The following is a 23,784-nucleotide window of genomic DNA, read 5'->3' as shown; positions in this document are numbered from 1 at the left end:
GCGGCGATGGCTCGATCAGGACTGGCTCGATAAAAGCCGGACCGATTCAGGCCGCTTCGGGGGCGATCGATGCTAATCGTCGTTCCTTTTGGCTCAAGACCCTGCACCGCTGGCACTGGATCAGCGCCGCGCTGAGCCTGGTCGCGCTGCTGTTGTTCTCGGTCACCGGCATCACCTTGAACCACGCCGCGCAGATCGAATCCGAACCGCGCGTGGTCAACGTCAAGGAAACCCTGCCGGCCAGCCTGCTGCGCAGCCTGAAGAAACAACCGGCGGCCGATGCGCCGTTGCCCGGCGCGGTCAACGACTGGCTCGCTGATGCGTTGGATGTGCGCACCGCCGGGCGCAAGGGCGAGTGGTCCGGCGCCGATGTCTACGTGTCCTTGCCGCGTCCCGGCGGCGATGCCTGGATCAGCATCGACCGCGAGAGCGGCGCGATCGAATACGAACGCACCGACCGCGGCTGGATCGCCTGGCTCAACGACCTGCACAAGGGCCGCAACACCGGCGCCGCGTGGCGCTGGTTCATCGATCTGTTCGCGGTGGCCTGCCTGTTGTTCGCGTTCACCGGCCTGTGGCTGCTGCAACTGCACGCGCGTCAGCGCGGCAAGACCTGGCCGCTGGTCGTGGCCGGTCTGGCGATCCCGCTGCTGGTCATCCTTCTTTTCATGCACTGAACATCCGTTTTCAAGCACTGCAGGAGCGATCCATGAAACTGTCGTCGTTCAAGGTCCTGATTCCCGCGCTGGCGCTGCCGCTGCCGGCGTTCGCGGCCGATCTGGAACTCAAGATCGAAATCCCGCGGATCAACGCGGCCGAGTACCACCGTCCCTATGTCGCGGCGTGGATCGAAAAATCCGACAACACCGTCGCCAGCAATCTCGCCGTGTGGTACGACCTGGACATGAAGAACGGCGAAGGCACCAAGTGGCTCAAGGACATGCGCCAGTGGTGGCGCCGCAGCGGCCGCACCCTGAGCATGCCGGTCGACGGCGTCAGCGGCGCGACCCGTCCGGTCGGCAGCCACGCGGTGTCGTTCAAGGGCAACAGCAAGCAACTCGCCGGCCTGAGCCCGGGCAGCTACACCCTGGTGGTCGAAGCCGCGCGCGAAGTCGGCGGCCGCGAAATGCTGACGATTCCGTTCGAATGGCCGGCCAAGGCGCAGACGCTGTCGGCGCAGGGCAAGACGGAACTGGGCAAGGTCGGGCTGGTGGTGAAGCCCTGAAAGGCCGGGAATCGGGAATGGGGAGTCGGGAATCGCATGAGCCCGCTCCGACCGTTTTCGATCCCGCGATTGCTGCTCTGACGATTCCCGATTCTCGATTCCCCATTCCCGGAACCAAATCATGAAGACCAAACTCACCCTCGTCACCGCGCTCGCTCTCGCCACGCTCGGCCTGGCCACCAACGCGCAGGCGCACAAGGCCTGGCTGCAGCCGTCGCAGACGGTGTTCTCCGACAAGGGCTCGTGGATGACGGTCGATGCGGCCGTGTCCAACGACCTGTTCTATTTCAACCATGTGCCGCTGCCGCTGGAGCGCCTGCAGGTGACCGCGCCGGACGGCAGCAAGGTCGAGCCGCAGAACGGTTCCACCGGCAAGCTGCGCAGCGTGTTCGACCTGCAGCTTCAGCAGGAAGGCACCTACAAGATCGCGATGAACAACGAAGGCATGTTCGCCAGCTACAAGCTCGGCGGCGAAGCCAAGCGCTGGCGCGGCAAGGCCAGCGAGTTCGCCACCGGCATCCCGGCCGGCGCGACCGACGTGGAAGCCTCCGAAAGCCTGGGCCGGGTGGAAACCTTCGCCACCGTCGGCAAGCCGAGCACCACCGTGTTCGCCACCACCGGCAAGGGCATCGAGCTGGTCCCGGTGACCCATCCGAACGATCTGTTCGCCGGCGAATCGGCGACATTCCAGTTGCTGGTCGACGGCAAGCCGGCCTCGGGCCTGAAGATCGAGATCGTCCCGGGCGCGACCCGTTACCGCAACGAGCAAGGCGAAATCCATGCCACCACCGGCGCCGACGGCAAGTTCGAAGTGAAATGGGCGCAGCCCGGCATGTACTGGCTGGAAACCGCGAGCGAAGACAAGAAGACCACGCTGCCGCAGGCCAAGCAGCGCCGTCTGAGCTACGTCGCCGTGTTCGAAGTGCTGCCGCAGTAAGTCGATGTCGCACGCCGTGCCGCAACCGATGTGGTCGTGGTCGGGCGCCTGGGGCGCTCCGGACGCGGCGTTGCACGAGCTGCGCGGCGTAAGCATGGGCACGCGGTGGTCGGTCAAGCTGATCGCCGCCGCGGCCGCTCTGCCCGCGCTCGAACACGGTATCCAAGCGCGACTGGACGAAGTCGTCGCGCAGATGAGCACCTGGGAAACCGATTCGCACATCAGCCGCTACAACCGCGCGCCGGCCGGCAGCGTGCATGACTTGCCGGTCGAATTCGCCGAAGTGATGGGCGCCGCGCTGACGCTAGCCGCCGACACCGACGGCGCCTACGACCCGAGCCTCGGCGCGCTGGTCGACCTGTGGGGCTTCGGCCCCGCCGGTCCCATCGCGCACGCGCCCGATGCGCGCGCGCTCGCCGATGCGCATCAGCGCGTGGGCTGGCAACGGCTGCATTGGGATGCTGCCACGCGTGAACTCACCCAACCCGGTGGTGCGTCGATCGATCTGTCGTCGATCGCGAAAGGTTACGGCGTCGATCGCGTCGCCGACTGGTTGTTGCAGCAAGGCGTGAAAGATTGCCTGGTCGAAGTCGGCGGCGAGTTGCGCGGGCACGGCCGTAAATCCGACGGCGGCGCCTGGCGGGTCGCGGTCGAACAACCCGGTGGCGGCGACAACGAAGCCGCCGCGGTCATCGCCCTGGATGGTTTGTCGATCGCGACCTCCGGCGATTACCGCCGCTATTTCGACGATGACGGCCAACGTTACGCGCACACGCTCGATCCGCGCAGCGGCCGGCCGATCGCCAACGAGGTCGCCTCGGTCACCGTGGCGCATGCGCAGTGCATGCACGCCGACGCACTGGCCACCGCGCTGAGCGTGCTCGGTCCGCACGCGGGCCTGGCCTACGCCAACCGTAAACATCTCGCCGCCTTGTTCGTGCTGCGCGACGGCGACGGCTTCGTCACCCGCGCCACGCCGGCCTTCGTCGCCTTGCAACGCTCCGTATGAATTCAGCGCCCGCACCGTTCCGCCGCCGTATCGACCTGAGCCTGATCGGCAATGCGCTGGTGGTGATCGCATTGATCGCGCTCGCGCTGTGCCTGTCGCAATGGCAGGCCGAGCCCTTGCAATGGTCGTCGCCGGGGCGCGGGCGGTTGTGGCTCGCCGCGGCGCTTGTCGCGGCTTACGCCGGTTTCGTCGCCGCGATCGCCTGGTCGCGCAAACGTCGCGCGCGCGCTTCCGCGCTGCCGACCATCGTCGAACAACAACGCGGCGACTGGCTGGTCGCGTTCGCCAGCCAGACCGGTTTCGCCGAACAACTCGCGCGGCGCAGCTGGGACGCGTTGCGCGATGCCGGCCTGCGCGCCGATCTGGCTGTACTGGGCAATCTCGATGCCGCGCAACTGTCGCAGTACTCGCGCGTGCTGTTCGTGGTCAGCACTACCGGCGAAGGCGACGCGCCGGATTCCGCCGCGCGCTTCGTGCGCCGGGTCATGGCGCACGGCGCTCATCTGGCGACGATGCGTTACGGCGTGCTCGCCCTGGGCGATCGCGAATACGCCGAATACTGCGCGTTCGGCCATCGCCTCGACCATTGGCTGCGCCATGCCGGCGCGCAACCGCTGTTCGATCTGGTCGAGGTCGACAACGGCGAAGCCGGCGCCCTGCGGCATTGGCAGCATCACCTGGGGCAACTGGCCGGACGCACCGACCTGCCCGACTGGAGCGCGCCTTCGTATCGCCCGTGGCGATTGAGCGAACGGCGATTGTCCAATCCCGGCAGCGTCGGCGGACCGGCGTTCCATATCGCCCTGGTCCCGGCCGATGGCGCGGCGCTGGAGTGGCAGGCCGGCGATATCGCCGAGATCGGCCCGCGCAACAGCGCCGATGAGGTCGCGCAGTGGTTGCTCGCGGTCGGCCACGACGGGAACGCGTCGGTACGCGTCGACGACGCGAACATCGTGTTGTCCGAATTGCTGGCGCGTTCGCGCTTGCTGGACGCAGGCGCATTTGTCGGACGCAGCGCTCAGGCCATCGCCGATGCGCTCAAGGCGCTGCCGCATCGCGAGTATTCGATCGCGTCGGTTCCGGCCGATGGTTCGCTGCAGCTCCTGGTCCGACAGATGCACCGCGACGACGGGCGCCTGGGCAGCGGCAGCGGTTGGCTGACCGCGCATGCCGCGCTCGATGCGGCGATCGATCTGCGCATCCGCGGCAACCCGTCCTTCCACGCGCCGGTCGATGCGCGACCGATGATCCTGATCGGCAACGGCACCGGCCTGGCCGGCCTGCGCGCCTTGCTCAAGACCCGCGTCGCCGCCGGCCACACTCGCAACTGGCTGCTGTTCGGCGAGCGCAATGCCGCCTGCGATCTGCACTACCGCGACGAACTCGAACAGTGGCAAGCGCAGGCCGCGATCGAACGCGCCGACTACGTGTTTTCGCGCGACGGCGCGGCGCGGGTGTACGTACAGGATCTGCTGCGCGAGCGCATCGACTCGCTGCGCGAATGGGTCGCGCAGGGCGCGGCGATCTATGTCTGCGGCAGTCTGGAAGGCATGGCGCCGGGGGTCGAAGCGGTGCTGCACGAAGCGCTGGGAGTGGACCTGCTGGAGACGATGGCGGCCGATGGGCGCTATCGCCGCGATGTGTATTGATGCTTGAGCGCGATCCGCCGCGACTGCATCCGATCGAACCCGGACCGACGCCATGAACCACGACGCAAGCGACGCGCGGTATCGGGAAATCTGGGTTGAAGGTCCGCAGGGACAGCAGTTGTGCGCGCTGATCAACGGCGAGCTGGGCTGGCTGATGTACCTGCGCGAACCCGGCGACGCCGGCATGAGTTCGCGCAACCCGGACTATGCCGGTCCCGAGGCGGCGACCATCGACTACCTGCTGGAAAACGGCCAGCGCGATGAGTATCCGGCGAGTTGGGCGCTGCCGATCGCGACCCTGCAACGCGCGATCGAGGCCTTCCGCGCCGACGGCCTGCCGCCCACGTTCGTCCTGTGGCATCGGGACGATTGAGCGGATCGCGGCCTAGACCGGCGCCGCCCGCACCAGCAGAACCTCGCCGCCGCCTTCCAGCACATGTCGCAGCCGTTCGCCGCCCGCGGCGAGGATCGCGGTATCGCCGGCCTGCAGCGGCGGCAGGCCCGCGTCATGGGCGAAGCGGGCCTGTCCGGCCAGCAGATGCACCGCCCAGGTTTGATGCGGCTCGGCGAAGATCACCATCGGCCCGACCAGCGGCCGGTGCCAGAGCTCGGCGCGAACCCGCTCGCGCCGCCACATCAGATTGAAATCGTGGGTCACCCCGTCGAGCAATTCGCCGCGCACCGCGCGCTCGCCGGCGAAACGCAGTTTGTCGTGCGGCGGCAGCAGTTCGTGCGACTCGCCGTCGTCGAACCGCAGGCGCAGGCCGTTGCCGCTGAGCAGGACCAGTTCGCGATCGATCCCGGGAAACGCCGAGAACGGCGCATCGGCCTCGATCTCGGCGATCGACAGACGCCAGTCCCAGTCCTCGCCGGTCGCCGGACGGTCCAGGCCGTCGTCGCGGCGCATGCGCACGATCTCGCGGGTCCAGCCGAACTGGTTGCGCCAGCGTTCGCGGCGGTATTCGTTGGCGGGGATGGTCCAGGACAGGCTGTCGGACATGGCGCGGGTCGGATCGCGGCGGGACGCTGAGTCTAGTGGCTGGATCGGGTCAGGCCCAGGGTGCTGACCTGAAACGCCGGCGCTCGCGCTAAGAGCAAATCCCCCCTGCCCCCCTTTTCAAAGGGGGGAACGCTTCGGGCAGGAGATGAAAGGCTTGGGGGAAATTGCCGCTTCGGGAAGGTCCACAACACAGGCGACGCAACAAGCCTGAAACCGGCGAGATTCCGGAACCCGACTCCCGACTCCCGATTTCCCAACCCCAAATCCCGAATCCCGAATCCCGACCCCCAAAAACAGATGTGCCCCGCCGCAGATCCTTCTGCGGCGGGGCGACGTACTTCCGTGTCCAGGGACCTCCCCCCGAATCCTACCGGGCCTCCTTGCCCGATCAACTGCCAGCTCCGCGTCCTTACGGTGTCCGGCAGACTAGTTTCAGCGCTTGCTGGCAGAGCGCGGCGCCGCGATGGCTCCGGCCGTGTTGGTCGGACGGCCTTGCGGCGCGCCACCGACCACGATGCGATCCCGGTTCTTTTCCACCGTCTTCAGACCGATCCCCTTGACCAAGGCCAGCTGTTCGACGCTGCGGAAGGCCCCATTGGCCTTGCGGTACGCGACGATGGCCTCGGCCTTGGACGCTCCGACGTTGAGCAACACACGATCCAGTGTGGCCGCGTCGGCGCTGTTGATATTGACCTGTTCAGAGGCGAAGGCACTGCCGGCGAGCATCAGCGACAGGACCAGCGACTTGGCGATAAGGGCAAACGATTTCATGATTGAGCTCCTGAGATTTGGATTCCATTCCGAACCGGCGGCCGTACATCCCTGAGTCCTTGTGTCCGCCGGTGGAGACAGTCTCCATGTCTCGACGGGATCAGGTTATCGCCAAGCCGGCCTCAAAGAAGTCGGGCAGAGCCGCAGCGCAGGGTAGGAAAAGTCCTACACGCCCCGGGAGGGGTAAACTGGCGCCTTTCCCGTTTCCAAGGCCCCGCCCCATGGACGCCAGCAAGGTCGATAGCTACGTAAGCCAGAAATGGGACGACGAAATCGTCCCGCAGTTGGTCGAATACATCCGCATCCCCAACAAGTCGCCGATGTTCGACGCCGACTGGGTCCAGCACGGCTACATGGACGATGCGGTCAAGTTGATGGAGTCCTGGGCCAAGGCCCAGTCGATTCCGGGCATGCAGGTCGAGGTGGTGCGCCTGGAAGGCCGCACGCCGTTGATCTTCATCGATATTCCCGCGGCCCATGGCGGCAGCGACGAAGATTGCGTGCTGCTGTACGGCCACCTGGACAAGCAGCCGGAGATGACCGGCTGGGACGACGACCTGGGCCCCTGGAAGCCGGTGATCAAGGGCGACAAGCTGTACGGCCGCGGCGGCGCCGACGACGGCTACGCGATCTTCGGCTCGCTGGCGGCGATCCTGGCGCTGCAGGAACAGCAGATTCCGCACTCGCGCTGCGTGATCCTGATCGAGGCCTGCGAGGAATCGGGCAGCTACGACCTGCCGGCCTATGTCGATCATCTGGCCGAGCGCATCGGCAAGCCGTCGCTGGTGGTGTGCCTGGACTCGGGCTGCGGCAACTACGACCAGCTGTGGTGCACGACCTCGCTGCGCGGCCTGGCCGGCGGCAACTTCACCGTCAAGGTGCTCAGCGAAGGCGTGCATTCGGGCGATGCCTCCGGCGTGGTGCCGTCGAGCTTCCGCCTGCTGCGTCAGTTGCTGTCGCGGCTGGAAGACGAAACCAGCGGCAAGATCCTGATCGAAGGCCTGTACGTCGACGTGCCCGAAGAACGCCTGGAGCAGGCGCGCCAGGCCGCCAAGGTGCTCGGCACCGCGATCTACGACAAGTTCCCGTTCCTGCCGGGCATGAAGCCGATGGCCGACGATCTGTCCGAGCTGGTGCTCAACCGCACCTGGCGTCCGGCGCTGTCGGTGACCGGCGTGGACGGCATGCCGTCGCTGGCCTCGGCCGGCAACGTGTTGCGCCCGCACACCTCGGTGAAGCTGTCGCTGCGCCTGCCGCCGACGCTGGACGGCAAGCGAGCCGGCGAACTGCTCAAGGAAGTGCTGCTGCGCGATCCGCCCAACGGCGCCCAGGTCACCCTGGAACTCGAAAAATCCTCCAGTGGCTGGAACGCACCGGCGATGTCGTCGTGGCTGTCGAAGGCCATCGATACCTCCAGCCGCGACTTCTTCGGCCAGCCGGCGATGTACATGGGCGAAGGCGGCTCGATTCCGTTCATGGGCATGCTCGGGGAAAAATTCCCGGGCGCGCAGTTCATGATCACCGGCGTGCTGGGCCCGCATTCCAACGCGCACGGCCCGAACGAGTTCCTGCACATCCCGATGGGCAAGCGGGTCACCGCCTGCGTCGCGCGCGTGGTCGCCGAGCATCATCAGGCCAGTCAGCGCGGTGAAACCACTGGCGTGGGCGCGGTCGCCGACAGCGGCGATCGTCATGGCGGGCACGGCTGCTGCTGAGGTATTCGCGCTACCGGTTGAATGAAGAAGGCGAGCCCGATGGCTCGCCTTCTTCGTTTCAAGCCGTCGATCGAAGCGATCAGAAGCGATAGGTCGCGGTCAGGCGCAGGCTGCCGAATTCGAAATCGCTGTCACTGCGACGGAAATCGGTGCCGTTGGCATTGACCAACAAAAACGGATTGTTGGCCGGCGCCGCGCCGCGCGATACGCCGACACGGAAATCGTCGTCGTCGACGCGGCTGTACAGGTATTCCAGGCCGAGCGAGAGGTGATCGAGCACCTTGCGCTCGATGCCGACACCGGCCTGCCAGCCGTCGGCCTCGTCGTCGCCGCGCAAGGCGAACGCGTTGGCCGCGTTGCTGGTGGTGAAGCGGTGATCGATCTTGGCCCGCACCGCGCCGGCGGTGGCGTAGACCAGATAGTCGCCCTGCCCGCCGAAGGTCCAGCCGATCCGGCCGCGCAAGGCGGTGGTGGTGTCGAGATCGCGGGTCATGGTGTAGAACGCCGGGGTGGTGCTGAACGCCGACACGCTGTCGCGCGAATCGCCCTGGGTGTATTCGGCGACCACGCCGAACACGAGGCGGCCGCTCTGCCAGTCGTAACCGGCGCGCAGGCCGTAGTCGGCGCCGCCCTTGTCGTCGCCGCATCCCGAGGCCGGCGTGCGTCCGCCCGCGGCGCCATCGCAGAAGCCCGGCGAGAACGCATCCGCGCCGGCGGCTGTGCGCACCGTATCGCCGTAGCCGCCGTCGAGGTTGTTGTCGAACGAAATCCGGCCGCCGCTGCCGTTGGGTTCGGACGAACCGACGTTGCCGCCGAAATAGAAGCCGCTCCAGTCCTGCTCGGCCGACTGTGCATAGGCCGGCGAGGCACTGGCCGCCAGCACGGCGACCGCGATCGATGCGAGGTATTCCGCTCTCATGCTCACTCTCCCTCTATTTGTGGTCTTGCCGCGCGGAACGTGGCGCGGATCGCTTGCGAAGGGCCGTGCATCGGCGCGAACTGCGCTGCGATGAACTGCACGGGTTCGTTGGCTGTACGCGGCCCCGTGGCGTTGGGATGCAGAAAATAGAAATATTTCGTTGAATGCGCGGCCGCGACCGAGGTTCGATCCCGCCTTGTTTCATCTGTTGTGCTCAGCGATGCAGTCGATGGCACATCGTTCAGGCGATTCAGTCTGATGGTGCATCCGGTCCAGGTGCATCGTCGTATCCATCGCGTAACCGGCCATCGGCCGCCAAGGCGAGCGCTGATGCGTGCATGTAGGTTCCTGGATTCCGGCCGTCGCATTGCGATCGTTTCGGTGGCCATGCTGTCGCTGTCGGCCGCAATGAGCGCCTGCGCCGACGAACGCTACGAAGGCGTGGCCTATGCGCCCGACAGCAAGCGCGTGCTGTATCGCGAGACCCATTGGCGCTATAGCCAGGACGGCGTGGGGCAACGCATCGTGCTGTACCGCTGCCCACGCGGCGAAGCGTTCGCAAGAAAAGTGGTGACCGATTCGCCCAGCGCCAGCGCGCCGGATTTCGGCTTCGTCGATGCCCGCGACGGCTACGAGGAAGGCGTCTGGACCCGACAGGGGCGGCGCTACGTCTACACCCGCAAGAACACCGCGGCCGCGCGCAAGGAAACCGCCTTGCCCGAACGCGCCGGCGCGGTCATCGATGCCGGCTTCGACGCGATGATCCGCAGCCGCTGGGATGCGCTGTCGGCGGGTAAATCGATCGCGGCGCCGTTCCTGTTGCCCAGCCGCGGGTCGTTCCTCGATTTCAGGATCGAACCACTCGAGCAGGGCAATGGCGTGGCCTCGGTGCGCCGTCTGCGCATGGCGCTGGACACGTGGTACGGCTTCGCGATTGCACCGATCGAGCTGCGCTACGCGGTCGCCGATCGCCGGCTGCTGACCTTCCAGGGCATCTCGACGATCCGCGACCAGACCGGTCGTTATCAGAACGTGCGGATCGAATTCGCGGCGCCCACCCAGGCCGACGCGGCCGAACGCCAAGCCGCGCGAACCCAGCCGCTGGTCAACAGCTGCGCAGGCGCAAGCACCTGACCCCGGCGCTCGCCGACACGCCGCGAGTGCATCCGTCCGCGCGAATCCATCGTAGACCCCCATAACGCACCGCATCGGAGCACGGCATGTCGTTCGACCCCGGCCACACCTCGACGCTCGACGGCCCTGTCGTGCCGTCAACGCCCGCGCCGCGCGGCACGCGCTGGCGGCGGGCGGTCGCGACCGTGCGCCGCTGGATCGATACCGACACCCAGGCGCCGCTCGACGAAGCCCGCGCCGACCGCATCGACTGGCTGCGCACTTCGCCGTTCATCGCCATGCATCTGGCCTGCATCGCGGTGCTGTGGGTCGGCGTGTCGCCGATCGCACTGATCGTGGCCGCGGCGATGTACGCGATCCGCATGTTCGCGCTGACCGCGTTCTACCATCGCTACTTCTCGCACAAGACCTTCCGCACCTCGCGCGCGATGCAGTTCGTGTTCGCGCTGATCGGCGCGTCCAGCGTGCAGCGCGGCCCGCTGTGGTGGGCGGCGCATCACCGCAATCATCATCGCCATACCGAGACCGCGCTGGACCCGCATTCGCCGAGCGTGCACGGCTTCCTGCGCAGCCATGTCGGCTGGTTCCTCACCCCGCGCGCGTTCCGCACCGAGCTCGAGCGCGTGCCCGATCTGGCCAGGTTCCCCGAACTTCGCGTGCTCGATCGCTACGATACGCTGGTGCCGGTGCTGCTCGCGGCGGCGTTGTTCGGACTGGGCGCCTTGTTGCAGCGCTTCGCGCCGCAGCTCGGCACCAGCGGTTCGCAGATGCTGGTCTGGGGATTCTTCGTCTCGACCACGGTGCTGTTCCACGCCACGGTCACGATCAATTCGCTGGCCCATCGTTACGGCAAGCGCCGTTTCGACACCCGGGACGACAGCCGCAACAACCTCTGGCTGGCGCTGATCACCTTCGGCGAAGGCTGGCACAACAACCACCATTTCTATCCCGGCACGGTGCGTCAGGGCTTTCGCTGGTGGGAAATCGATCTGACCTATTACGGGCTTCGGGTGATGGCGCTGCTGGGACTGGTGCGCGATCTCAAGCCGATTCCGGCCTGGGTCGCGGCCAGGGCGAAGGCCTGACATGCGCATCGCCATCGTCGGTTCCGGCATTTCCGGCCTCGCCGCGGCCTGGTTGTTGCAGCACGAACATGAGGTGACCGTGTTCGAGGCCGCCGACCGCATCGGCGGCCATACCCACACCCATGACATCCACCTGCACGGCCGCGATTACCGCGTCGACACCGGCTTCATCGTGTTCAACCCGACGCACTATCCGCTGCTGTCGCGCCTGTTCGACGAACTCGACGTGCCCTCGCAGGCGACCACGATGAGTTTTTCGGTGCACAGCGAGCTCAGCGGCGTGGAGTACAACGCCGGCAGCCTCGACGGCCTGTTCTGCCAACGGCGCAATCTGCTGTCGCCGCGCTTTCTCGGCATGGTCCGCGACCTGCTGCGTTTCTACCGCGAATCGCCCGAGCTGCTAGACAGCGACGGCGCCGGTCCGACCCTGGGCGAATACCTGCGCGCGAACCGTTACGGCGAGGCCTTCCGCGACGAGCATCTGTTGCCGATGGCTTCGGCGCTGTGGTCGACCCCGTCGCAGCGCGTGCTGTCGTTCCCGGCGCGGTATCTGGTTCAGTTCATGGCCAATCACCAGATGCTGCAGGTCGCCGGGCGGCCGCAGTGGCGGGTCGTGCACGGCGGGTCCGATCGCTATGTGCAGGCCTTGCGCGCGCGCTGGAACGTGCTCGAACGCATCGCCTGCCCGGTGCATGCGCTGCGCCGCGACGACCACGGCGTCAGCGTGGTCAGCGGCGCGGGCGAGGAACGTTTCGATCAAGTCGTGCTCGCCTGCCACAGCGATCAGGCCCTGCGCCTGCTCGAGGACGCCGACGACAGCGAGCGCGACATCCTCGGCGCGATGCGCTACCAGCTCAACGACACCGTGCTGCATACCGACGCGCGGCTGTTGCCGCGTCATCGCAAGGCCTGGGCGGCGTGGAACGCGCATATCCCGCGCGAGCCGGCCGCGGCCTGCACGGTCAGCTATTGCATGAACCTGTTGCAAGGCATCGAATCGCCCGAGCCGTTGGTGGTCACCTTGAACCGCAGCGAGGCGATCGACCCGGACAAGATCCTGCGGCGCATGCGCTACGAACATCCGGTCTACGACCTGGCCTGCGTCGCCGCGCAGCGACGCAAGAGCGAAATCCAGGGCCATCGCCGCACCTGGTTCGCCGGTGCCTACTGGGGCTGGGGCTTTCATGAGGACGGCATGCGCAGCGCGGTCGAAGTCGCCGCCGCGCTCGGCGCCGCCGGCAGCGCGCGTTACGGCCAGGCCAGCCAGCGCATCGTGCCGCAACGCGCCGAGCGGAGGGCCGCGTGAACGCATCGCGGACCGATTCGGCACGGGCCGACGCGCCGTTGCTCAGCGCGATCTACGAAGGCGTGGTCCGCCATCGCCGGCGTTCGCCGCGGGCGCATGCGTTCCAATACCGGGTCGCGCAGTTGTATCTGGATCTGGACGAAATCGAACAAGTGTTCCGCCGCCGCTGGCTGTGGTCGACCCGGCGCGGCGCGATCGGCCGTTTCCGCCGCGAGGATTATCTCGGCCCGAATGAACTGCCGCTGGCCGATGCGGTACGCGAGCGGGTGTTCCAGCACTGCGGACGGCGCCCGACCGGACCGATCCGGCTGCTGACCCATCTGCGCTACTTCGGCTACGTGTTCAACCCGGTCAGCTTCTACTACTGCTATGCCGACGACGGCCGCGCGCTGGACTACGTCGTCGCCGAAATCACCAACACGCCCTGGGGCGAACGCCACGCCTATGTGCTGGCCGCCGACACGGCGCGGCCGTGCGGACGCGCGCTGGAGTGGTCGTTCGCCAAGGCCTTCCATGTATCGCCGTTCATGCCGATGCAGCGCGACTATGCCTGGCGCTTCACCGCGCCCGGCGAGGACCTGCTGGTGCATATGGACGTGATGCGCGAGGACCACAGCGAATTTTCCGCGACCTTGAGCCTGCGCCGCCGGCCCTGCGACGGCGCAGGGCTGGCGCGGGTGCTGTGGCGTTATCCGTTGATGACCGTGCAGATCATGTTCGCGATCCATTGGCAGGCGCTGCGCCTGTGGCTCAAACGCAATCCCGTCCACGACCATCCGCGCAATGCGCGAGGCCTGCCATGATGCCCAGCGCCGACAAACTCGACGCACGACCCGATACCGCCTACCCGTTGCCCGAACGCTGGCTGCGTCAGCGCCTGATCGCGCAGATGGCGCAGTTGCGCGGCGGCCGCCTGAGCTTGCGCGATGCCTGCGGCGAAGTGGTGCTCGGCGAAGCGGCCGGCGTCGATCCGATCGATGTGACGATCCACGTCCACGACGGCGGCTTTTATCGCGCGGTCGCCGCCAACGGCAGCGTCGGCGCGGGCGAATCCTATATGGACGCGCAGTGGGATTGCAGCGACCTGGTCGCGCTGATCCGCTTGCTGGTGCGCAATCGCGATCTGCTCGACGGCATGGAAACCGGGCTGGCGCGCCTGGGCGGCTGGGCGATGCGCGGTTGGAACGCGCTGCGCCGCAATACCCGCGGCGGCAGCCGTCGCAACATCGCCGCGCATTACGACCTGGGCAACGAATTCTTCGCCACCTTTCTGTCGCCGGACCTGATGTATTCCTCGGCGGTGTTCGCCTCGCCGGAGGAATCGCTGGAGGATGCCTCGTTGCGCAAGCTCGATCGGATCTGCCGCAAACTCGCATTGCGGCCGGGCGACCGGGTGATCGAGATCGGCACCGGCTGGGGCGGTTTCGCCTTGCACGCCGCCGCCCATTACGGCTGCCACGTCACCACCACGACCATTTCGCGGGAACAGCATGCGCTCGCCAGCGAACGCGTCGCCGCGGCCGGGCTGGGCGATCGGATCGAATTGTTGCTGCACGACTACCGCGACCTGCAAGGCCGTTACGACAAACTGGTCTCGATCGAGATGATCGAGGCCATCGGCGCGCCCTATCTCGACACCTATTTCGGCAAGCTCGGCGACTTGCTCAAGCCCGACGGGCTGGCGCTGGTGCAGGCGATCACCATCGAAGATCATCGCTACGCGCAAGCGCTGCGCAGCGTGGATTTCATCAAGCGCCACGTGTTTCCGGGCAGCTTCATTCCGTCGATCAACGCGATGCTCGCGGCCAAGACCCGCGGCAGCGACTTGGCCCTGGTCCAGCTCGACGACTTCGGCCCGTCCTATGCGCTGACCCTGCAGGCCTGGCATCGCCGCTTCGAATCCAGACTGGCCGACGTGCGCGCTCTGGGCTACGACGAACGCTTCATCCGCATGTGGGCGTTCTATCTGGCGTATTGCGAAGGCGGCTTCCACGAGCGCTCGATCGGCGTGGTGCAGATGCTGATGGCCAAGCCCGGGCATCGTCGCGCGGCGCGGTTGCCCGAAGGCGAGCTGTGCGCATGAAAGGGCTAGCGAATTTCGCCGGTTACCAACTGGTGTGGTTCTGCGCCGTGATCGCCGCCGGGCGCGGCCTGGCATGGCCGGGTGCGCTGGCCGCGGCGATGTTCATCGTGTGGCAACTCGCGGTCTCCGAGCAACGCGGCGCGGATGTACGCCTGCTCTTGGTGGCGCTGCCGACCGGCGCGTTGATCGACGGCGCGCTCGCCGCGAGCGGCGCGGCCGCGTACGCGGCGCCGTGGCCGTCGACCGCCTTCGCACCGGTGTGGATTCTCGGCCTGTGGTGTGCGTTCGCCATGACCCTGAACCACACCCTGCGTTTCCTGCACGGTCGTATCGCGCTGGCGGCGCTGTTCGGCGCGATCGGCGGGCCGCTGGCTTATCTGGGCGCGGCGCGCGGCTGGGGCGCGGTCGAATTCGCACCGCCGCGCTGGCCGGCGTTGGCCTGGCTGGCGCTGGGCTGGGGCGTGGCGATGCCGGTGCTCGCGCAGTTGGCGCAACGTTGGTTACGCGCAGACGATATACCGCTGCACGGCGGCGCGCAGGTGCCGCGATGAATGCCTGGGCGATGGTCGCGAGCCTGTGGGCGATCGCCGCGGTGGCGATGAGCCTGGGCTGGTGGTGGCAACGCCGCCACGACAACGCCGGCATCGTCGATGCGATCTGGGCCGGCGGGGTCGGCTTCGGCGCGGTGTTCTATGCCGCGCTCGGTCCGGGCGATGTCGTCGTGCGGGTCGTGCTGGCGTTGTGCGGCGGCGCGTGGGGGCTGCGGTTGGCGCTGCACCTGTGGCGTCGTGTGCGCGGCGAGCCCGAGGATGGCCGCTACCGGCATCTGCGTTCGCACTGGCACGGCCATCAGGGCAAGTTCTTTTTGTTCTTCCAGTTCCAGGCCGCGCTGATCGTGCTGTTCGCGCTGCCGTTCCTCGCGGTGGCGTTCAACGGCCGGCTCGCGCCGATGTGGCTGGCGGCCGGCGTGGCGATCTGGCTGCTCAGCGTGGCCGGCGAAAGCCTGGCCGATCGTCAGCTCGCGCGCTTTCGCGCCGATCCGGCCCATCGCGGCCGTACCTGCCGCGAGGGACTGTGGCGCTATTCGCGGCACCCGAATTATTTCTTCGAGTGGACCCACTGGTTCGCCTACGTCTGCTTCGCGGTCGGCTCGCCGCTGTTCGGCTGGGCCTGGGCCGGGCCGGTGGTGATGTACGTGTTCCTGCGCTGGATCAGCGGCATTCCCTACACCGAAGCGCAAGCCCTGCGCAGCCGCGGCGAGGATTACCGCGACTACCAGCGCAGCACGCCGATGCTGTTTCCGTGGTTTCCCCGCTCGCCTTCCCGAACCGAGACTTCGTCATGAACACCGCCGTGGACCACTCCGATCCGAGCCGCTCGAAGCCGCCCGAATCCGCCGCGCCCGGCCTGCTCGGCCTGGCCGAACGCGGCTCGCTGCCGGACGCGATCGTGCGCCTGGGCATCCGCCGCCTGTGCGCGCAGCGGCTGCGCGAAGAACGCGCCGGCGGCGTGCAGGCGCAGTACGAGCGTCATCGCCAGCGCATCGAGGAACTGCGCGAAAGCCCGGTCGCGATCCACACCGACGCGGCCAACCGTCAGCATTACGAATTGCCCGCGCAGTTCTTCCTCGATTGCCTCGGCGCGCGGCTCAAGTATTCGTGCTGCTACTACCCGCGCGGCGACGAAACCCTGGACCAGGCCGAAGAGGCGATGCTCGCGCTGTACGCGCAGCGCGCCGAACTGGCCGACGGCCAATACATTCTCGAACTGGGCTGCGGCTGGGGCTCGCTGACCTTGTGGATGGCCGAGCGCTATCCCAATGCGCAGATCGTGGCGGTGTCCAACTCGCGGCCGCAGCGCGAGCACATCCAGGCCCAATGCGCCCAGCGCGGCCTGCGCAACGTGCTGGTGCTGACCGAGGACGTCAATCGCCTGAACCTCGATCCGATGCGCTTCGATCGCTGCGTTTCGGTCGAGATGTTCGAGCACATGCGCAACTACGACACCTTGCTGGGCCGTATCGCCGGCTGGCTGCGTCCGGACGGCAAGCTATTCGTGCATGTGTTCTGCCACCGAGACCTGATGTATCCGTTCGAAGTCGACGGTCAGGACGACTGGATGGGCCGGCACTTCTTCACCGGCGGGCTGATGCCCTCGGCCGATACCTTGCTGTGTTTCCAGCGCCACCTGTCGCTGGAACAGCGCTGGTTGCTGGACGGACGCCATTACCAACGCACCGCCGATCACTGGCTGGCGCGCCAGGACAGCAACCGCGACGTGGTGATGGACACTTTGGAAGCGGCCTACGGCGAGGCCGCCGCGCCGTTGTGGTTCCAGCGCTGGCGCATGTTCTGGATGGCTTGCGCCGAGATGTTCGGCTACGACGACGGCCAGCAATGGGGCGTCGCCCACTATCTGTTTTCGCGTCGCAATCCGCTGGAGAACGGCCATGCTGCTGAAACGTCTGTCGCTGCTGCTCGCGTTGCCCTTGCTTAGCTGCGCCGGCAACGCGCGGCCCATCGCGCCGGTGGCGCAGGTCGACCTGCCGCGCTTCATGGGCGACTGGTACGTGATCGCGCATATTCCCTCGCGTCCGGAACGCGAGGCGTTCAACGCGATCGAATCGTACAAGCTCGACGAACGCGGCCGCATCCGCACCACCTTCCGCTATCGCAAAGGCGGCTTCGACGAGCCGGTCAAGACCATGCACCCGGTCGGCTACGTGCGCCCGGATACCCACAACGCGATCTGGGGCATGCAGTTCGTCTGGCCGATCAAGGCCGAGTACGTGATCGTCCATGTCGACCCGGCGTATCAGCAGACCATCGTCGGGCGCAGCAAGCGCGACTATGCGTGGATCATGGCCCGCACGCCGAGCATCCCTCAGGCCGATTACGACGCCCATCTCGAACGCCTGCGCGAACTGGGCTATTCGCTCGAGGGGCTGCGCAAAGTGCCGCAGCAATGGCCGGAAAAAGCATCGCCCTGACGAGCGGCGTATCGCCCGCGAAACATTCCGGACCGACGCGCCGTCGCACCCCGCCTGCGTCGGCGGCGCGCGCGGCTTAACCGCGGACCAGCGTCCGCCGCCGGCCCTCACGCGGCGGCGACGCCCGCGCTCACATGATCCAGCCGCACCAACACCCCGTCCCTCAGGAGGACAACACCATGCCCGGCGGCATCATCTATACGATCATCATCGGCGCGGTCATCGGCATCCTCGCGCGCTTCTTCAAACCCGGCGCCGACCCGATGGGCTGGATCCTCACGATCCTGCTCGGCATCGCCGGCGCCTACATCGGCAGCCTGTTCTATGCCGGCGGCGGTTTCATGGGGATCATCATCTCGGTGGCCTGCGCCATCGTGCTGTTGTTCCTGTACGAGATGATCCGCAGCAAGACGGCGAAGGGTTAGTCAGTTTCCTCGCGCGCGGATCGTCCGGGTTCGGACGACGGATAAGCGGACGCCCCGGCCCAGGCCGGGGCGTTTTTGTTTTTGCGGCCTTGTCGCGACCACCATGGCCTACCTGTAGGAGCGGCGCGAGCCGCGACCGCGCAGCTTCAATTGCCGCGCAAGCTCGATCGCGAGTTATTCGCAAAGACGCCATGCGTACAACCCAGCCAGGCCCGAGGTTTCCGGCGCGCGGCGAATGCCCGAGCGAATACGATGAAATGAGGACGGCGCCGCGAGTTGGCGGTTCGCGGTCGCGGCTTGCGCCGCTCCTACAGGTAGGCCATGCGGGTTGCCGACTCAATCGCGCAGGTAATCGATCACCCGCTGGGCCAGGGCCTGCGCGTCTTCGTCCAGCGTAGCCAGCCGCAACTCCGGCGCCTGCGGCGCTTCGTACGGCGAATCGATGCCGGTGAAGTTCGGGATCTTGCCCGCGCGCGCCTTCGCGTACAGGCCCTTGACGTCGCGGCGCTCGGCTTCGGCCAGCGGCGTGTCGACGTGGACTTCGACGAATTCGCCGTCCTCGAACAGCTCGCGGGCGAGCTGGCGCTCGGCGCGGAACGGCGAGATGAAGCTCACCAGCACGATCAGGCCGGCGTCGGTCATCAGCTTGGCCACTTCGGCGACACGGCGGATGTTCTCGACCCGGTCGCCGTCGGTGAAGCCCAGGTCCTTGTTGAGGCCATGGCGCACGTTGTCGCCGTCGAGGATGAAGCTGTGGTGGCCCAGCGCATGCAACTGCGCGTCGACCAGATTGGCGATGGTCGACTTGCCCGAACCCGACAGGCCGGTGAACCACACGCAACGCGGTCGCTGCTGCTTGCTGCGCGCACGCGCGGCCTTGTCGACGTCGACCGCCTGCCAATGGATGTTGGCGGCGCGGCGCAAGGCGAAGTCGAGGGTGCCGGCGGCGACGGTGGCGTTGGTTTGCCGGTCGATCAGGATGAAGCTGCCCAGCTCGCGGTTGTCGCGATAGGCCTCGAATGCGATCGGCTGATCCAGGCCGAGGTTGCAGTACGCGACTTCGTTGAGTTCGAGCTGCTTGGCCGCCAGCTGCGCCTGTGTGTTGACGTCGATCTTGTGCTTGATCTCGGTGATGCTCGCGCTGACCGTGCGCGCGCCGATCTTCAGCCAGTAGAAGCGGCCCGGCAGCAGCGGCTTGCTGTCCATCCACAGCAGGTGCGCGGCGAACTGATCGGCCACTTCGGGCGGCTGCGCCGCGCCAGCGATGATGTCGCCGCGGCTGATGTCGAGTTCATCGTTCAAGGTCAGGGTGATCGCCTGACCCGCGGCCGCCTGGGCCAGATCGCCGTCGGCGCTGACGATGCGCTGCACCCGCGAACGCCGCCCCGAGGGCAGCGCGACGATCTCGTCGCCGGGCCGCACCGAACCGGCCGCGATGGTGCCGGCGAAGCCGCGGAAATCCTGATGCGGACGGTTCACCCACTGCACCGGCAAGCGCAGGCCGAGCGCGGACGCATCGCGCGCGACATCGACCGTTTCGAGGTGTTCGAGCACGCTCGGCCCGCGATACCACGGCGTCGCCGTCGACGCGGCGATGAGGTTGTCGCCGTTGAGCGCCGACAGCGGGATCGCCTGCACGTGCTCGATGCCGAGCTTTTCGGCGAGTTCGCGGTATTCGCCGACGATGCGCTCGAACACGGCCTGATCGAAATCGACCAGATCCATCTTGTTGACCGCCAACAGCACATGGCGGATGCCGAGCAGCGACACGATGTAGCTGTGCCGGCGAGTCTGGGTCAGCAGACCCTTGCGCGCATCGACCAGCACCACCGCGAGGTCGGCGGTCGATGCGCCGGTCGCCATGTTGCGGGTGTACTGCTCGTGACCCGGGCAGTCGGCGACGATGAACTTGCGCTTTTCGGTGCCGAAGAAACGGTAGGCCACGTCGATGGTGATGCCCTGCTCCCGCTCGGCCGCCAGGCCGTCGACCAACAAAGCGAAATCGACCTCGCCATTGCGCGTGCCGTGACGGCGGCTGTCGGCGTCGAGCGCGGCCAGCTGATCGGCGAACAACAATTGGGTGTCGTGCAGCAACCGCCCGATCAGCGTGCTCTTGCCGTCGTCGACGCTGCCGCAGGTGATGAAGCGCAGTTGGCTTTTGTGTTCATGCTGCTGCAGGTAGCTGGCGACGGCCGATGGCCGGGAATCGGGAATCGGGAATGGGGAATCGGCCTTGCTGAAGGCGAGCACGGCACTTGCATTGCCCTTCGAATGACCCACGTTGTCGCGCTCCGCTGTTTCGATTCCCGATTCCCGATTCCCGACTCCCGCTACACCACTCGCGATTCCCGCGCCCATCAGAAGTATCCCTCCTGCTTCTTGCGTTCCATCGAAGCACCCGGATCGTGATCGATCACCCGGCCCTGGCGTTCGGAGGTGGTGGCGACCAGCATCTCGGCGATGATCGCCTCCAGCGTGTCGGCCTGCGATTCGATCGCGCCGGTCAAGGGATAGCAGCCCAGGGTGCGGAAGCGGACCTTGCGGGTTTGCGGGGTCTCGCCGTCGCGCAGCGGCAGGCGCTCGTCGTCGACCAGGATCAAGCTGCCCTCGCGCTCGACCACCGGACGTTCGGCGGCGAAGTACAGCGACGGCACCGGGATCTTCTCGCGGTAGATGTACAGCCACACGTCCAGCTCGGTCCAGTTCGAGATCGGAAACACGCGCACGCTTTCGCCGCTGTGGATGCGGGTGTTGTACAGGCTCCACAGTTCCGGCCGCTGGTTCTTCGGGTCCCAGCGGTGCTGCGGGTTGCGGAACGAAAAGATGCGTTCCTTGGCCCGCGACTTTTCCTCGTCGCGGCGCGCGCCGCCGATCGCGGCGTCGAATTTGTTCCAGTCCAGCGCCTGCTTGAGGCCCTGGGTCTTCATCACGTCGGTATGCACCGCCGCGCCGTGAGTGACCGGGCCGATGCCCTGGGCCAGGCCGTCGGGGTTGATGTGGACGCGCAGGTCGACGCCGGTCTCGCGCGCGCGCTGGTCGCGGAACGCGATCATCTCGCCGAACTTCCAGCCGGTGTCGACGTGCAGCAGCGGGATCGGCGGTCGCGCCGGGTAGAACGCCTTCAACAACAAGTGCAGCAGCACCGAGCTGTCCTTGCCGACCGAATACAGCATCACCGGGTTGGCGAACTCGGCGGCGACCTCGCGCAGGATGTGGATGCTCTCGGCCTCGAGCCGGTCGAGGTGGCTCAACGCCCGCGCCGACAGCGGCCCCGCGGGCGGCGGCGGCGCATCGGCGGCGGGGTCGAACAGCGGACTCAGTTCGGGTGACGCACTCATCGGGCAACGGACTCGGTGCAGGGCCGCGTATCCAGGGCAGGCTGGACGACGCGGCGGCGTCCAGTCGGAAGCGGTGAACCCGGTCCTTGCAACGCGGCTGGAGCACCGTGCGGACCCTTGCTGGAAGGCCCCGCGGACGTCCATCGAACCACATCCGGACCGGCCGTTCGATGGGGCCATTAGAAATCCCCCCGGATTCGGGGAGAAATGAGCGCAGGTCATGAACGCATAACCGAGCATCCTTTCCGCAGTGGCCCACCCGGCTCGTAGCCTGCAGTCTCCCAAGCCAGACGCCGACCGCCGTGCCCGCCGCCGCCACCACGCTCGCCGCCCCCGCTCTGCTCGCCAGCCCGCTGCCCGCGGACCGGCTCGATTCGCTCGCCCGCCTGACCGACGGCCTCGACAACAACAGTCTGTGGTGGTTGTCGGGCTATGCCGCCGGGCTGGCCCGCTCCGGCGCCGCCCTGGCGCCCGCCGCCGCCGCGCCCGCGGCCGAGAGCAAGACCGGCGAGCGCCTGAGCATCGTCTACGGCAGCCAGACCGGCAACGCCAAGCGCCTGGCCGAACAGCTCGCCGGCCAGGCCGAAGCGGCCGGGCTGTCGGTGCGGCTGGTCCGCGCCGACGCCTACCCGACCCGCGAACTCAAGACCGAGCGGCTGCTTTATATCGTCATCAGCACCCAGGGCGACGGCGATCCGCCGGACGACGCGCGCGGCCTGGTCGAGTTCATCGCCGGCAAGCGCGCGCCCGAACTCAAGGGTCTGAGCTTCGCCGTGCTGGGCCTGGGCGATTCGAGCTATCCGCAGTTCTGCGCGATCGGCGCCAGGCTCGATGCGCGCCTGGCCGAACTCGGCGCGACCCGTTTGTTCGCGCGCGGCGAAGCCGATCTGGATTTCGAAACCGTGTCGACGCCGTGGCTGCAGCAGGCGCTGGGCCACGCCCGCGACGCGCTCAAGCCGACCACCGCGCATCTGGCCACGGTCACGCCGCTGCGTCCGCTGCAGGCCGCGCCGGCCTTCCATCGCGACGCGCCGTTCGCGGCCGAGCTGATCGCCAACCGCCGCCTGATCGCGCGCGGTTCCAGCGCCGCCGGCGCGGTCGGCTTCGACAAGGACATCCGCCATATCGAACTGTCGCTGGAAGGCTCCGGCCTGCACTACCAGCCCGGCGACGCGCTCGGCCTGTGGCCGCGCAATCCGCCCGCGCTGGTACAGGCGGTGCTCGACACCCTGCAACTCGACGGCGAGGCCGATGTCGGCCACAACGGCCAGCATCTGCCGCTGCGCCAATGGCTCAGCGAGAAGCGCGAACTGACCAAGCTGGCGCGGCCGTTCGTCGCCAGCCATGCCGCGCATGCGCGCAGCGAGGAACTCAATCGCCTGCTGGCGCCCGATCAGAACGCGCAGCTGGCCGAACTGCTGTCGCGCACCCAGGTCATCGACCTGCTGCAGCGCTATGACGGCGATTGGTCGGCCGAGGAACTGGTCGCCGCGTTGCGCCCGCTGACCCCGCGCCTGTATTCGATCGCCTCCAGCCAGAAGGCGGTCGGCGAGGAAGCCCACCTCACCGTCGCTCACCTGGAGTACGCGACGCAGGCCGGCCTGCGCTGGGGCGCGGCTTCGCATCTGCTCGCCGTGGCCGAGGAAGGCGAGCGCCTGCCGGTGTTCATCGAACACAACGACCGCTTCCGTCTGCCGAGCGATTCCACTCGCGACATCGTCATGATCGGCCCGGGCACCGGCGTCGCGCCGTTCCGCGGTTTCGTCCAGGACCGCGCCGCCGACGGCGCCGCCGGCCGCAACTGGCTGCTGTTCGGCAACCCGCATTTCCGCAGCGACTTCCTTTATCAAGTCGAATGGCAGGCGGCGTTGAAAGCCGGCCAGCTGCATCGCCTGGACCTGGCGTTCTCGCGCGATCAGGCGCGGAAGATCTACGTCCAGCATCGCCTGCGCGAACACAGCCGCGACCTGTACGACTGGCTGCAAGGCGGCGCGCATCTGTACGTGTGCGGCGATGCCACCCGCATGGCCAAGGACGTGCACGCCGCGTTGCTGGCGGTGATCGCCGAACACGGCGGCAAGAGCCCCGAAGCCGCCGAAGAGTATCTGAACGATTTGCAGCAACAGGGCCGCTACGCCCGGGACGTTTACTGATGCACGCGCAAGGCCATCGCCGTTCGCAACGGCACTTCATCGAATC

At 67.3% G+C, this 23,784-nt stretch carries 23 protein-coding genes; 18 read left to right on the top strand and 5 right to left on the bottom strand.

The features are described 5' to 3' along the window. The first annotated feature begins 44 nt into the window (after positions 1-44). The 6 genes from IEQ11_RS06150 to IEQ11_RS06125 all read left to right on the top strand — a co-directional run bounded on the left by IEQ11_RS06150 (position 45) and on the right by IEQ11_RS06125 (position 5,193). A complete protein-coding gene (locus tag IEQ11_RS06150; protein ID WP_191822423.1) occupies positions 45-677 on the top strand; it encodes a PepSY-associated TM helix domain-containing protein in 633 nt (210 codons plus the stop codon). A 32-nt stretch (positions 678-709) separates the two neighbouring features. Next, positions 710-1,225, top strand: coding sequence for a DUF2271 domain-containing protein (locus IEQ11_RS06145; protein ID WP_046655827.1), 516 nt, complete (start codon positions 710-712; stop codon positions 1,223-1,225). Positions 1,226-1,346: 121 nt separating this feature from the next. Continuing rightward, entirely contained in the window at positions 1,347-2,162 is an 816-nt protein-coding gene (locus IEQ11_RS06140) for a DUF4198 domain-containing protein (RefSeq protein ID WP_191822392.1), read from the top strand. Positions 2,163-2,166: 4 nt separating this feature from the next. Beyond that, the gene (locus tag IEQ11_RS06135) at positions 2,167-3,171 is read left to right on the top strand and encodes an FAD:protein FMN transferase (RefSeq protein WP_191822391.1); all 1,005 of its coding nucleotides are present in this window, start codon (positions 2,167-2,169) and stop codon (positions 3,169-3,171) included. Further along, positions 3,168-4,820 carry a sulfite reductase subunit alpha gene (locus IEQ11_RS06130; RefSeq protein ID WP_191822390.1) on the top strand — a complete coding sequence of 551 codons (1,653 nt, stop codon included), beginning with the start codon at positions 3,168-3,170 and terminating at the stop codon, positions 4,818-4,820. The genes IEQ11_RS06135 and IEQ11_RS06130 overlap by 4 nt, the downstream gene beginning before the upstream one ends. 52 nt (positions 4,821-4,872) lie before the next feature. Beyond that, positions 4,873-5,193: an Imm1 family immunity protein gene (locus tag IEQ11_RS06125; protein ID WP_191822389.1), complete on the top strand. Its 321-nt coding sequence runs from the start codon at positions 4,873-4,875 to the stop codon at positions 5,191-5,193. A gap of 12 nt (positions 5,194-5,205) precedes the next feature. On the opposite strand, the gene IEQ11_RS06120 is transcribed toward IEQ11_RS06125, so the two are convergent. Both IEQ11_RS06120 and IEQ11_RS06115 read right to left on the bottom strand, forming a co-directional pair. After that, positions 5,206-5,820 (bottom strand): HutD/Ves family protein, encoded by a 615-nt coding sequence (locus tag IEQ11_RS06120; protein WP_191822388.1) that lies wholly within the window; start codon positions 5,818-5,820, stop codon positions 5,206-5,208. A 432-nt stretch (positions 5,821-6,252) separates the two neighbouring features. After that, positions 6,253-6,591, bottom strand: a complete 339-nt coding sequence (locus tag IEQ11_RS06115) for a ComEA family DNA-binding protein (protein ID WP_036110418.1) — start codon at positions 6,589-6,591, stop codon at positions 6,253-6,255. Between the two features lie 221 nt (positions 6,592-6,812). Between IEQ11_RS06115 and IEQ11_RS06110 the strand changes: the two genes are divergently transcribed. Further along, complete coding sequence (locus IEQ11_RS06110; RefSeq protein ID WP_036110420.1) at positions 6,813-8,306, top strand: M20 family metallopeptidase; 1,494 nt, start codon at positions 6,813-6,815, stop codon at positions 8,304-8,306. Between the two features lie 79 nt (positions 8,307-8,385). On the opposite strand, the gene IEQ11_RS06105 is transcribed toward IEQ11_RS06110, so the two are convergent. Continuing rightward, a complete protein-coding gene (locus IEQ11_RS06105) occupies positions 8,386-9,225 on the bottom strand; it encodes an outer membrane protein (protein WP_191822387.1) in 840 nt (279 codons plus the stop codon). 258 nt (positions 9,226-9,483) lie between these two features. On the opposite strand from IEQ11_RS06105, the gene IEQ11_RS06100 reads away from it, so the two are divergent. From IEQ11_RS06100 to IEQ11_RS06055, 10 genes are all read left to right on the top strand, one after another. Further along, positions 9,484-10,359: a hypothetical protein gene (locus IEQ11_RS06100; RefSeq protein ID WP_247024735.1), complete on the top strand. Its 876-nt coding sequence runs from the start codon at positions 9,484-9,486 to the stop codon at positions 10,357-10,359. 185 nt (positions 10,360-10,544) lie between these two features. Further along, positions 10,545-11,444: an acyl-CoA desaturase gene (locus tag IEQ11_RS06095; protein WP_247024831.1), complete on the top strand. Its 900-nt coding sequence runs from the start codon at positions 10,545-10,547 to the stop codon at positions 11,442-11,444. A 1-nt stretch (position 11,445) separates the two neighbouring features. Further along, positions 11,446-12,750, top strand: a complete 1,305-nt coding sequence (locus IEQ11_RS06090) for an NAD(P)/FAD-dependent oxidoreductase (RefSeq protein ID WP_191822384.1) — start codon at positions 11,446-11,448, stop codon at positions 12,748-12,750. Next, positions 12,747-13,553, top strand: a complete 807-nt coding sequence (locus IEQ11_RS06085; RefSeq protein ID WP_247024733.1) for a DUF1365 domain-containing protein — start codon at positions 12,747-12,749, stop codon at positions 13,551-13,553. The genes IEQ11_RS06090 and IEQ11_RS06085 overlap by 4 nt, the downstream gene beginning before the upstream one ends. After that, positions 13,553-14,833 (top strand): SAM-dependent methyltransferase, encoded by a 1,281-nt coding sequence (locus IEQ11_RS06080; RefSeq protein ID WP_191822421.1) that lies wholly within the window; start codon positions 13,553-13,555, stop codon positions 14,831-14,833. Before IEQ11_RS06085 ends, IEQ11_RS06080 begins: the two co-directional genes overlap by 1 nt. Further along, a complete protein-coding gene (locus IEQ11_RS06075) occupies positions 14,830-15,384 on the top strand; it encodes a DUF2878 domain-containing protein (protein ID WP_191822383.1) in 555 nt (184 codons plus the stop codon). The genes IEQ11_RS06080 and IEQ11_RS06075 overlap by 4 nt, the downstream gene beginning before the upstream one ends. 11 nt (positions 15,385-15,395) lie before the next feature. Next, a complete protein-coding gene (locus IEQ11_RS06070; protein ID WP_096418201.1) occupies positions 15,396-16,178 on the top strand; it encodes a DUF1295 domain-containing protein in 783 nt (260 codons plus the stop codon). Beyond that, entirely contained in the window at positions 16,175-17,329 is a 1,155-nt protein-coding gene (locus tag IEQ11_RS06065; RefSeq protein ID WP_191822382.1) for an SAM-dependent methyltransferase, read from the top strand. The genes IEQ11_RS06070 and IEQ11_RS06065 overlap by 4 nt, the downstream gene beginning before the upstream one ends. Beyond that, positions 17,283-17,822 (top strand): lipocalin family protein, encoded by a 540-nt coding sequence (locus tag IEQ11_RS06060; protein WP_191822381.1) that lies wholly within the window; start codon positions 17,283-17,285, stop codon positions 17,820-17,822. The genes IEQ11_RS06065 and IEQ11_RS06060 overlap by 47 nt, the downstream gene beginning before the upstream one ends. 179 nt (positions 17,823-18,001) lie before the next feature. Further along, positions 18,002-18,247, top strand: coding sequence for a GlsB/YeaQ/YmgE family stress response membrane protein (locus IEQ11_RS06055; protein ID WP_191822380.1), 246 nt, complete (start codon positions 18,002-18,004; stop codon positions 18,245-18,247). Between the two features lie 336 nt (positions 18,248-18,583). On the opposite strand, the gene cysN is transcribed toward IEQ11_RS06055, so the two are convergent. Continuing rightward, a complete protein-coding gene (cysN, locus tag IEQ11_RS06050) occupies positions 18,584-20,605 on the bottom strand; it encodes a sulfate adenylyltransferase subunit CysN (protein WP_191822379.1) in 2,022 nt (673 codons plus the stop codon). After that, complete coding sequence (gene cysD, locus IEQ11_RS06045; protein WP_425477281.1) at positions 20,605-21,585, bottom strand: sulfate adenylyltransferase subunit CysD; 981 nt, start codon at positions 21,583-21,585, stop codon at positions 20,605-20,607. The genes cysN and cysD overlap by 1 nt, the downstream gene beginning before the upstream one ends. 302 nt (positions 21,586-21,887) lie before the next feature. Here cysD and IEQ11_RS06040 point away from each other — a divergent pair, with 302 nt between their 5' ends. Next, positions 21,888-23,738: an assimilatory sulfite reductase (NADPH) flavoprotein subunit gene (locus IEQ11_RS06040; RefSeq protein WP_191822378.1), complete on the top strand. Its 1,851-nt coding sequence runs from the start codon at positions 21,888-21,890 to the stop codon at positions 23,736-23,738. The last annotated feature ends 46 nt before the right edge of the window (positions 23,739-23,784 follow it).

It is taken from the genome of Lysobacter capsici (assembly GCF_014779555.2).
Taxonomy (GTDB): Bacteria; Pseudomonadota; Gammaproteobacteria; order Xanthomonadales; family Xanthomonadaceae; genus Lysobacter; species Lysobacter capsici.
The sequence above is the reverse complement of the archived record's forward strand: the minus strand, read 5'-3'. Positions and strand labels throughout refer to the sequence as shown.

Coding starts and splice junctions, on each gene's coding strand:
- IEQ11_RS06145 (WP_046655827.1), top strand. CDS start 710: ATGAAACTGTCGTCGTTCAAGGTCCTGATTCCCGCGCTGGCGCTGCCG.
- IEQ11_RS06140 (WP_191822392.1), top strand. CDS start 1,347: ATGAAGACCAAACTCACCCTCGTCACCGCGCTCGCTCTCGCCACGCTC.
- IEQ11_RS06135 (WP_191822391.1), top strand. CDS start 2,167: ATGTCGCACGCCGTGCCGCAACCGATGTGGTCGTGGTCGGGCGCCTGG.
- IEQ11_RS06130 (WP_191822390.1), top strand. CDS start 3,168: ATGAATTCAGCGCCCGCACCGTTCCGCCGCCGTATCGACCTGAGCCTG.
- IEQ11_RS06125 (WP_191822389.1), top strand. CDS start 4,873: ATGAACCACGACGCAAGCGACGCGCGGTATCGGGAAATCTGGGTTGAA.
- IEQ11_RS06120 (WP_191822388.1), bottom strand. CDS start 5,820: ATGTCCGACAGCCTGTCCTGGACCATCCCCGCCAACGAATACCGCCGC.
- IEQ11_RS06115 (WP_036110418.1), bottom strand. CDS start 6,591: ATGAAATCGTTTGCCCTTATCGCCAAGTCGCTGGTCCTGTCGCTGATG.
- IEQ11_RS06110 (WP_036110420.1), top strand. CDS start 6,813: ATGGACGCCAGCAAGGTCGATAGCTACGTAAGCCAGAAATGGGACGAC.
- IEQ11_RS06105 (WP_191822387.1), bottom strand. CDS start 9,225: ATGAGAGCGGAATACCTCGCATCGATCGCGGTCGCCGTGCTGGCGGCC.
- IEQ11_RS06100 (WP_247024735.1), top strand. CDS start 9,484: ATGGTGCATCCGGTCCAGGTGCATCGTCGTATCCATCGCGTAACCGGC.
- IEQ11_RS06090 (WP_191822384.1), top strand. CDS start 11,446: ATGCGCATCGCCATCGTCGGTTCCGGCATTTCCGGCCTCGCCGCGGCC.
- IEQ11_RS06080 (WP_191822421.1), top strand. CDS start 13,553: ATGCCCAGCGCCGACAAACTCGACGCACGACCCGATACCGCCTACCCG.
- IEQ11_RS06075 (WP_191822383.1), top strand. CDS start 14,830: ATGAAAGGGCTAGCGAATTTCGCCGGTTACCAACTGGTGTGGTTCTGC.
- IEQ11_RS06070 (WP_096418201.1), top strand. CDS start 15,396: ATGGTCGCGAGCCTGTGGGCGATCGCCGCGGTGGCGATGAGCCTGGGC.
- IEQ11_RS06065 (WP_191822382.1), top strand. CDS start 16,175: ATGAACACCGCCGTGGACCACTCCGATCCGAGCCGCTCGAAGCCGCCC.
- IEQ11_RS06060 (WP_191822381.1), top strand. CDS start 17,283: ATGCTGCTGAAACGTCTGTCGCTGCTGCTCGCGTTGCCCTTGCTTAGC.
- IEQ11_RS06055 (WP_191822380.1), top strand. CDS start 18,002: ATGCCCGGCGGCATCATCTATACGATCATCATCGGCGCGGTCATCGGC.
- cysN (WP_191822379.1), bottom strand. CDS start 20,605: ATGGGCGCGGGAATCGCGAGTGGTGTAGCGGGAGTCGGGAATCGGGAA.
- cysD (WP_425477281.1), bottom strand. CDS start 21,585: ATGAGTGCGTCACCCGAACTGAGTCCGCTGTTCGACCCCGCCGCCGAT.